The following is a 7,130-nucleotide window of genomic DNA, read 5'->3' as shown; positions in this document are numbered from 1 at the left end:
GCCGGTGCGGCGGGAGCGGGCCAGAGCCAGCCAGCCGAGGACCACGCCGACCAGCCCCAGCACCAGGGCCAAGGCACCCCCGGCTACTCCGTTGCCGGTGCCGAGACCACCGTCGGCGACCGCCAGATTCACCGCTCCGTTGACCGCGCCGGTCAGCCCCGTCACCAGGGCCACGATGGCCCCCTTCCTCCCGCCGTTGCCGATACGACGGACGGAGCGCAGCGCCAGCCCGCCGATGACCACGCCGACCAGCGCCACCAGTGCGGCAACGCTGGCCCAGATTCGCTCGGGGGTCCCGATGAAAGTATCGACACCCTGGCCCGCGCATTCTGCCTTCGTCGCACAGACTTGCGCGGCCGCTGGTGTGGCAAACACGAAGACGCCGAGCAGGGCGGCGGCGGCTGCGGTAAGCAGGCGACGGACGGTCATGAGGTTCTCCTCATCTTCCTACGACTGGACGTCGCCTGATCCTGTCCGGCGGACCCACCACCTGTCGTCCTGCTGACGCGGGCACTTCACGCTGCCGCAAGCGGCGCATCCGGCTGCCGCGGATGCCGCAGAAGCCGGGAAGGTACCGCGTGTGCGGTACCCGGCCGTTCATCCGCGCGCAGGAGTCGCCAGGGCAGACACCCAGTTAGGGTGCGCGCATGAGCAGGGGACGGATCGGTGTCAGAGACTGGGCGATCGCCGCCGGCGTGGCGGCGATCCTGCTGGTCACCGGGCTGTCCGGGCAGCACTCCGCCACCAACCTCGACCTGCTCGGCTACGCGCTGCTGACGGCCGGCGGCCTGGCGCTGGCCGCGCGCCGCCGCGCGCCGGTTCCCGTCCTGGCCGTCACCGGGCTGTGCGCGGTGGGTTACCAGGCGGCCGCTTTCGACGTGCCTGCCGTCGCGTACCTGTTCGCGGTGTACGCCGCCGTGCGGGCGGGACACCGCTCTATCACGGTGGCGACGAGCGTGATCATGCTGGCTGCTCTTCCCCTCGCGGCCATGGCCTCGGGCCTGCACGACACGGGCGAGGCGTTCGCGCGGGCCCGAGGTGTCCTCGAGCTGGCCTGGCTGATCGCCGCCGGTGCGGCGGGTGAAGCGCTGCGACAGGCCGAGCGCCGGGCGGGACGAGGCCGAGCGCACCCGCGAGGAGACCGCGCGGCGCCGCGCCAACGAGGAGCGGCTGCACATCGCGCGGGAGCTGCACGATTCGCTTACCCACCAGATCTCCGTCATCAAGGTGCAGGCCGAAGTCGCTGTCCACCTGGCCCGCAAGCGGGGTGAACAGGTGCCGGAGGCCCTGCTGGCGATCCGGGAGGCCGGTCGTGAGGCGGCCCGGGAACTGCGAGCGACCCTGGAGGCGCTGCGCGACGACGACAAGAACCCGCCGCATGGGCTCGACCACGTCCCGGAACTGGTGCAACGGGTCCGTGCGACCGGCCTGGACACGACGCTGACGATCGAGGGACACCGCAACAACGTGCCGGCAGCGGTGGACCGCACCGCCTACCGGATCGTTCAGGAGGCGCTGACCAACATCGCCCGTCACGCCGCCGCCGCTACGGCGTCGGTCCGGATCGACTACCGTCCCGACGCCCTCGCGATCCGCGTCGATGACGACGGCAAGGCCACGCCGGACACCGCGCCGGTGCCCGGCGTCGGGCTTCTCGGGATGCGCGAACGAGTCACCGCCCTCGGAGGCCAACTACTCGCGGGACCGCGCCGCGAGGGCGGCTTCACCGTCCAAGCCGACCTTCCCGTGGATCAAATGTCATGATCCGTGTCCTGCTGGTCGACGACCAGCCGCTCCTTCGCAGCGGATTCCGCGCACTCCTTGACGTCGAGGACGACATTGAGGTGGTGGCCGAGGCCGCCAACGGCAGCGAGGCCTAGCGCTGGCCAGGGACCACCTGCCCGAGTCCTACGCCCCGACGGCGGACTTTGAATCCTGGGAGCTCTTCGTTCTCTATCCGACGCAGCCGGCGTGGATGAGAGGTGACCACAATGTCGCCTGCGTCGCAATGGACCCCGCCGGTAAGAGCAGCGGCTCCCTGCGCGGCTGACCCCCGCGGCGACAGCCGCACCGTGGTGCCCGGCCTGTACACCGCCAGCCGGCGGTGACAGCGCACCAGGATCCATCCAAGCGAGGGAGGCGAGGTGCCGTTCACCGGTAGTCACGTCGCGGCCGTGCTGCCGCTGGCGCGGTCAGCCTGGCTGGCGCCGTCGGCCCTCGTGCTCGAGAGCATGGTCCCCGACCTGCCCTACTACCTGCCGCTGCCGGTGCAGGCGACGCTGACCCACTCGCTCGCCGGGGTCCTCGGCGTCGACGTGGTGCTGGGTCTGGCGGCAGTGGCCCTGGGGCATGGGCTGCTGGCCCGCTTCCTGATCGCCATCTCGCCGATCCGGCTACGCGATCGCCGACCCCCGCCCGCGCGTCACCGTCATCGGCCGGCTGTCCGCGTGGCGATACTGGTCGTCTCGCTGGTGCTCGGCGCGGCGACCCACGTGCTGTGGGACTCGTTCACACACGACGGGATGTGGGGTACCGCGCACATCGGCTGGCTGGCCGAGTCGCACCTCGGCATGCCCGGCTATCGCTGGGCGCAGCGGGTGAGCGACGTCGTCGGCGCTTGCGTCGTCGTGGTCTGGCTGGTCCGATGGTGGCGTACGCAGTCGCCCGCGACGGCGACCGCGCAGTGGCCGTCGGCCGAGCGGGTGCTCGTGGTGCTGGCCTGGACGGCCATCGGCCTCGCCGCCGCAGCCGGCGCCGCGCTGGCCGCCACGGAAGAGGTGGCACCGCAGCGAATGGTGTTCCTGGCCGTCACCCGTGCCGGCGGTGCCGCTATGACGACCGCGATCGTCCTCGCGGCCTGCTACACCGTCCTGGCCCGGCACGACCACCGATCCCGCGCTGGCCGCAGCCGCTCAAGCTAGCCCAGGTTCGAAGCTGTCAAACTCTTACGCCTCGCCCTGATGCCATCCTGATTACCGCAAAAGCGACCACGGCATCCAGGTCTACCGGCAGCGTGACCCGGTAGAGACGGGTCGGTAGCTGCATGTGCTGGCGGTCGTCGTCGCGTAAGGCACTAGACAACGCGGGGCCCGAGGCCGTATGCCGCCGGTCTCGCGACAGTCGAAGGCGCCACGAAGACAATGAAACCGGCTTGGGTCCGTGGGTGAGAAGTAGGTACAGCGGCAGCCGCATGGTGAACCACAACGCTAACAGCTCCGGAGGGCCGCCCCATAGCATCGGCGGCCATGGGTAGCAGAGTGAATTACGTCGTGATTCGCAATGGGCGCCACCAGCTGTACGCGCAGGGCGGCGGGGCTGGTTACAGCCTCGACTATCACTTCGCGATCGGTCCCGCGGCCGCGCTGCGGTGGCTCGACCAGCTCGACGACTGTCGGACGGACGAGTGGTTCGATGACCTGTCCTGCGAAGGCGGCGTGCTGATTGACGTAGATCACCGCACGCTGCTGATGTTCAGTCTGCTCGGTCATGTCGCCCTCGGCGGCCGGTACGACTATCGGGCCGCGCTACTCGAAGCGTACGGGCGTACCTGGGCTGGCTGGAAGATACGTTGGGCCTACGACGGAATCGGCGATCTCGTGGCATACCTCGGCCAGGACCGCCAGGCGGTGCGGCAGCGGATGCCTGCGCGCGGCCAGTTGCGTCCCGCAGAGTGGTGTGTGGCAGGCCCGTTGAGGTGGGCTTGGCGTAGACGTGAGGCGGCCACCGCGTGATTCTTCGATCTGAGTTCCCGCTCAAGCTCGAGGAGTTCCACGCGATGGCCAATCCCAGTATCGACCCTGCCCGCTTCCTGCACGACCACCTCGCTGCGGCGTCACCGGACCTGCTGCGCACCCTGCTGACCACGTTCATCGACACCCTGATGTCCGCCGAGGCCGACGCGATCTGCGGCGCGCAGTACGGGACCAGCTCCCCGGAACGGGTCAACATCCGCAACGGCTACCGGCACCGCGACTTCGACACCCGTGCCGGCACCCTGGACGTGGCGATCCCGAAACTACGGCAGGGCTCGTACTTCCCCGACTGGCTCCTCGAACGCCGCAAGCGGGCCGAGGCGGCCCTGACGTCGGTGGTGGCGACGTGTTACCTGCTCGGCGTCAGCACACGGCGGATGGACAAGCTGGTCGAATCGTTGGGCATCAGCCGGCTGTCGAAGTCGCAGGTCAGCGTCATGGCCCGCGACCTCGACGAACACGTGACATCGTTCCGCACCCGCCCGCTCGACCAAGGCCCGTACACGTTCGTCGCCGCGGACGCCCTGGTCCTCAAGGTCCGCGAAGGCGGCCGAGTCGTCAACGTGCACGCCCTCGTGGCGGTCGGCGTCAACGCCGACGGCCACCGGGAGATCCTCGGCCTGCAGGTCACCAGCGCCGAAGACGGCGCCGGCTGGCTCGCGTTCTTCCGCGACCTGACCGCGCGGGGCCTGTCCGGGGTGCGCCTGGTGACCTCGGACGCGCACCGCGGCCTGGTCGACGCGATCGGCGCCACCCTGCCCGGCGCGACGTGGCAACGCTGCCGCACCCACTACGCGGCGAACCTGATGTCGGCCACCCCGAAGGCGTCCTGGCCATGGGTCAAAACGTTGCTGCACAGCGTCTACGACCAACCCGACGCCGCATCCGTGCACGCCCAGTACGACCGCCTCATTGACACCGTGGCCGGGAAGCTGCCCGCCGTCGCGGACCATCTCGAGGCCGCCCGCGACGACGTCCTGGCATTCACCGGCTTCCCGAAGGAGATCTGGCGGCAGATCTGGTCGAACAACCCGCAGGAACGCCTCAACCGCGAGATCCGCCGCCGCACCGACGTCGTCGGGATCTTCCCCGACCGCCACGCCCTGATCCGCCTCGTCGGCGCGGTCCTGGCCGAACAGCACGACGAATGGACCGAAGGCCGCCGCTACCTCGGCCTCGACATCCTCGCCAAATCCCGCCTCACCCTCATCACCACCGACACGAACGAGACCACCGACACCAACGACCTACCAGCACTCAGCGCCTAACAACAACGAAGAATCACGCTCAACCGCAAACACCACGTCCAAGGACTTGACCGCGCGGCCGGCCCTGTACGAGGACGGCGAAGGCTGGTCCGATGGGCCGATCGAATTTCTGGTCAGCGTGCTCGACGACGCTGGTCGCCGCGCCTATGGACTGACCGAGGGAGCGCAGCGTCCCTGGCTGGGCGGCCCGCAGCTGATGGCCGAACTCGACGGCCGCCACCTCGTTTCCTCGTGCCGGACCATTCCGACCGCGGGACTTCACCTCGACCTTTCGGCGCGCCGTGCCGGTCTCTGGAGCATCATCCCCTTGAAGGGAGTGACCGAGACGTGGCCGGCTCGCTGGCCCGGCTGGGGCCTGGAGTTGTGGGCCGCCGATTACGGGCAGCAGGTCAGCAGCGGCAGCGGGGCCGTCAGACTTCCCGCTGTCGACTTCGCCTGGGCCTTGGCCGCGCTCGCGAAACGGTTGGACAACTACTGGCCGGTTGAAGAGCACCTGCGGGCTAAACGACGTCGACGTCGACCGGGTGCGCGAGTTAAACCTGGGGGGCATCGCAACCCACCTTGCGGCTCGCGTGACACCTGAAGAGCTCGCCACAGCCGCAGCTACGATCGCCGGCTCACACACCGACCTTCGCTCCACCTCCGGGGAGGTCTGAGGCGGACACGAAATCGGCCGGTGCGACCGATGCTGCAAGCCCGCCAGGCCCGGTAGGTTGGCTGCCGCAGCGGTTGAATCTCCACCGTCCTTGCGGCGCAGCAGCGTACCGCTGCGGCGATCGGGCAGCGTTCATCGTGGCGGCGGCGAGGCGCTCGGCGACGAGGGCGGCACTTCCGATTTGCTGCCAGGTTCTTGCGTCCGGGTCTCAGCGGGGGCGGTCTTGGCGTTCACTGCTTGAACCGCCACAGCGGCGACGAGCAGCGCCCCAGCTGTGACGCACAGTAGCCGTACGACAGTCGCCCATGGCAGTTCCGCGGCTGGCAGCAGCGGGGTCAGGGCGTACCCGATGGTTGCGACGGCGCCGGCGACGGACCAGAACATCATCGAGCGGGTGCGGGTTGGCTGTGGGGTGCCGTGCCAGTCGCGAAGCAGCCGGCGGCGGCCGATCACGACGGCGACGCCGAGCGTGACCAGCGCCCCGAAGAGAGTGCTGGGGATGTCGGACACCGTCCACCAGGCGATCTCGCTGACCGAGTCCCAGTCGGTGCCGAATACGATGCGCTGCCACGCCACGGTGTGGGTGAGGTAGTCCCAGCCGATGTGACTGGCCGCGCCGAGCAGCGCACATCCTGCGGTGATCTGCCATCGATAGCGCACTGGCGAGCACGCCGTAGTCGCGCAGCGCGAACGGACCCAGGTGGGGTAGGTGGGCGGCGAGGGTCGCGACGGTGGCGCGGACAAGCCACGCGCCGAGCAGCGCCACCGGCAGACACCACCACACCAGCGCGGTGAGAGTGTGGCTCTGCCACTCCGGTCCGACCCCGAGGAACGCGTACTTGACGTCGGGTGCGACCGCACCGGTCGTCAGCGCGACACCGTCGAACCAGCGGGGTCGCCAGAGTTTGAGCGGGAGTACCACACCCGGGTGCGACGGAAAGGTCAGCGGCATCGGCGCATCTTCCCACCCAGTACTTCAGCCCGGGGGAGGGAGTGACCGGTTTCCGATGTAATCCATGCGGCGTGGTCGTTGGCGGTGCTGCGGATAATGAGGCCTTCGCGAAGGTGATGGCGAAGGGTCCAGGGCGGGCGTGCAGCGCGCCGCCCACTTCGCTCGGCCGCGGCCGTTGCGGTGGCTACTGTGCATGGTTGTGCAGGATCTGCTTTTCAGATCAACGACTCTTGCGTCTTGAGACGGTTGCTTAGACCGGCTCACTGCCGACACCATAGATCGCGGCCACGACAGACAACCTGGCCGTGGACCCCTCTGCCCCCGACTGTCACCGGGCCGACCTCTTCGTCCCGAACGAACCATGGCGGCCGCTTCACCTGCGCCCGCGAGCGCCCTGACCTACGGCAATGAGCCATTTTCATCGTGACGGTGCAGGTCACGGGCAGTGCGGGAGGCCGGTGTCGACATAGGACGAGGCTCCCGGTAAGACAGCAATCGACCAA

At 69.2% G+C, this 7,130-nt stretch carries 8 protein-coding genes and 1 pseudogene; 7 read left to right on the top strand and 2 right to left on the bottom strand.

What is annotated here, in order from left to right:
- Positions 1 to 429: DUF6223 family protein (locus ACWD5O_RS26075; protein WP_387328969.1), on the bottom strand; the 429-nt coding region annotated here is incomplete at its 3' end.
- Between the two features lie 266 nt (positions 430 to 695).
- Here ACWD5O_RS26075 and ACWD5O_RS26070 point away from each other — a divergent pair.
- The 7 genes from ACWD5O_RS26070 (at position 696) to ACWD5O_RS26040 (ending at position 5,603) form a co-directional block, all read left to right on the top strand.
- Positions 696 to 1,271: a hypothetical protein gene (locus tag ACWD5O_RS26070; protein ID WP_450086883.1), complete on the top strand. Its 576-nt coding sequence runs from the start codon at positions 696 to 698 to the stop codon at positions 1,269 to 1,271.
- Entirely contained in the window at positions 1,171 to 1,764 is a 594-nt protein-coding gene (locus tag ACWD5O_RS26065) for a sensor histidine kinase (RefSeq protein ID WP_354968699.1), read from the top strand. The genes ACWD5O_RS26070 and ACWD5O_RS26065 overlap by 101 nt, the downstream gene beginning before the upstream one ends.
- Positions 1,761 to 1,880, top strand: a complete 120-nt coding sequence (locus ACWD5O_RS26060; RefSeq protein WP_387328964.1) for a response regulator transcription factor — start codon at positions 1,761 to 1,763, stop codon at positions 1,878 to 1,880. Before ACWD5O_RS26065 ends, ACWD5O_RS26060 begins: the two co-directional genes overlap by 4 nt.
- 264 nt (positions 1,881 to 2,144) lie before the next feature.
- On the top strand, positions 2,145 to 2,921 hold the full coding sequence (locus ACWD5O_RS26055) for a DUF4184 family protein (RefSeq protein ID WP_450086837.1): 777 nt from the start codon (positions 2,145 to 2,147) through the stop codon (positions 2,919 to 2,921).
- Between the two features lie 324 nt (positions 2,922 to 3,245).
- Positions 3,246 to 3,731 carry a hypothetical protein gene (locus ACWD5O_RS26050; protein WP_450086836.1) on the top strand — a complete coding sequence of 162 codons (486 nt, stop codon included), beginning with the start codon at positions 3,246 to 3,248 and terminating at the stop codon, positions 3,729 to 3,731.
- Positions 3,732 to 3,775: 44 nt separating this feature from the next.
- Positions 3,776 to 5,020 carry an IS256 family transposase gene (locus tag ACWD5O_RS26045; protein WP_450086880.1) on the top strand — a complete coding sequence of 415 codons (1,245 nt, stop codon included), beginning with the start codon at positions 3,776 to 3,778 and terminating at the stop codon, positions 5,018 to 5,020.
- 46 nt (positions 5,021 to 5,066) lie between these two features.
- Complete coding sequence (locus ACWD5O_RS26040) at positions 5,067 to 5,603, top strand: hypothetical protein (RefSeq protein WP_450086835.1); 537 nt, start codon at positions 5,067 to 5,069, stop codon at positions 5,601 to 5,603.
- A gap of 204 nt (positions 5,604 to 5,807) precedes the next feature.
- Here the strand turns inward: ACWD5O_RS26040 and ACWD5O_RS26035 are convergent.
- Positions 5,808 to 6,627 (bottom strand): annotated as a pseudogene (locus tag ACWD5O_RS26035) (DUF4184 family protein).
- Positions 6,628 to 7,130: the final 503 nt, after the last annotated feature.

Source organism: Micromonospora sp. NPDC005161, from assembly GCF_053599855.1.
This window is presented reverse-complemented; position numbering and strand designations above follow the sequence as displayed.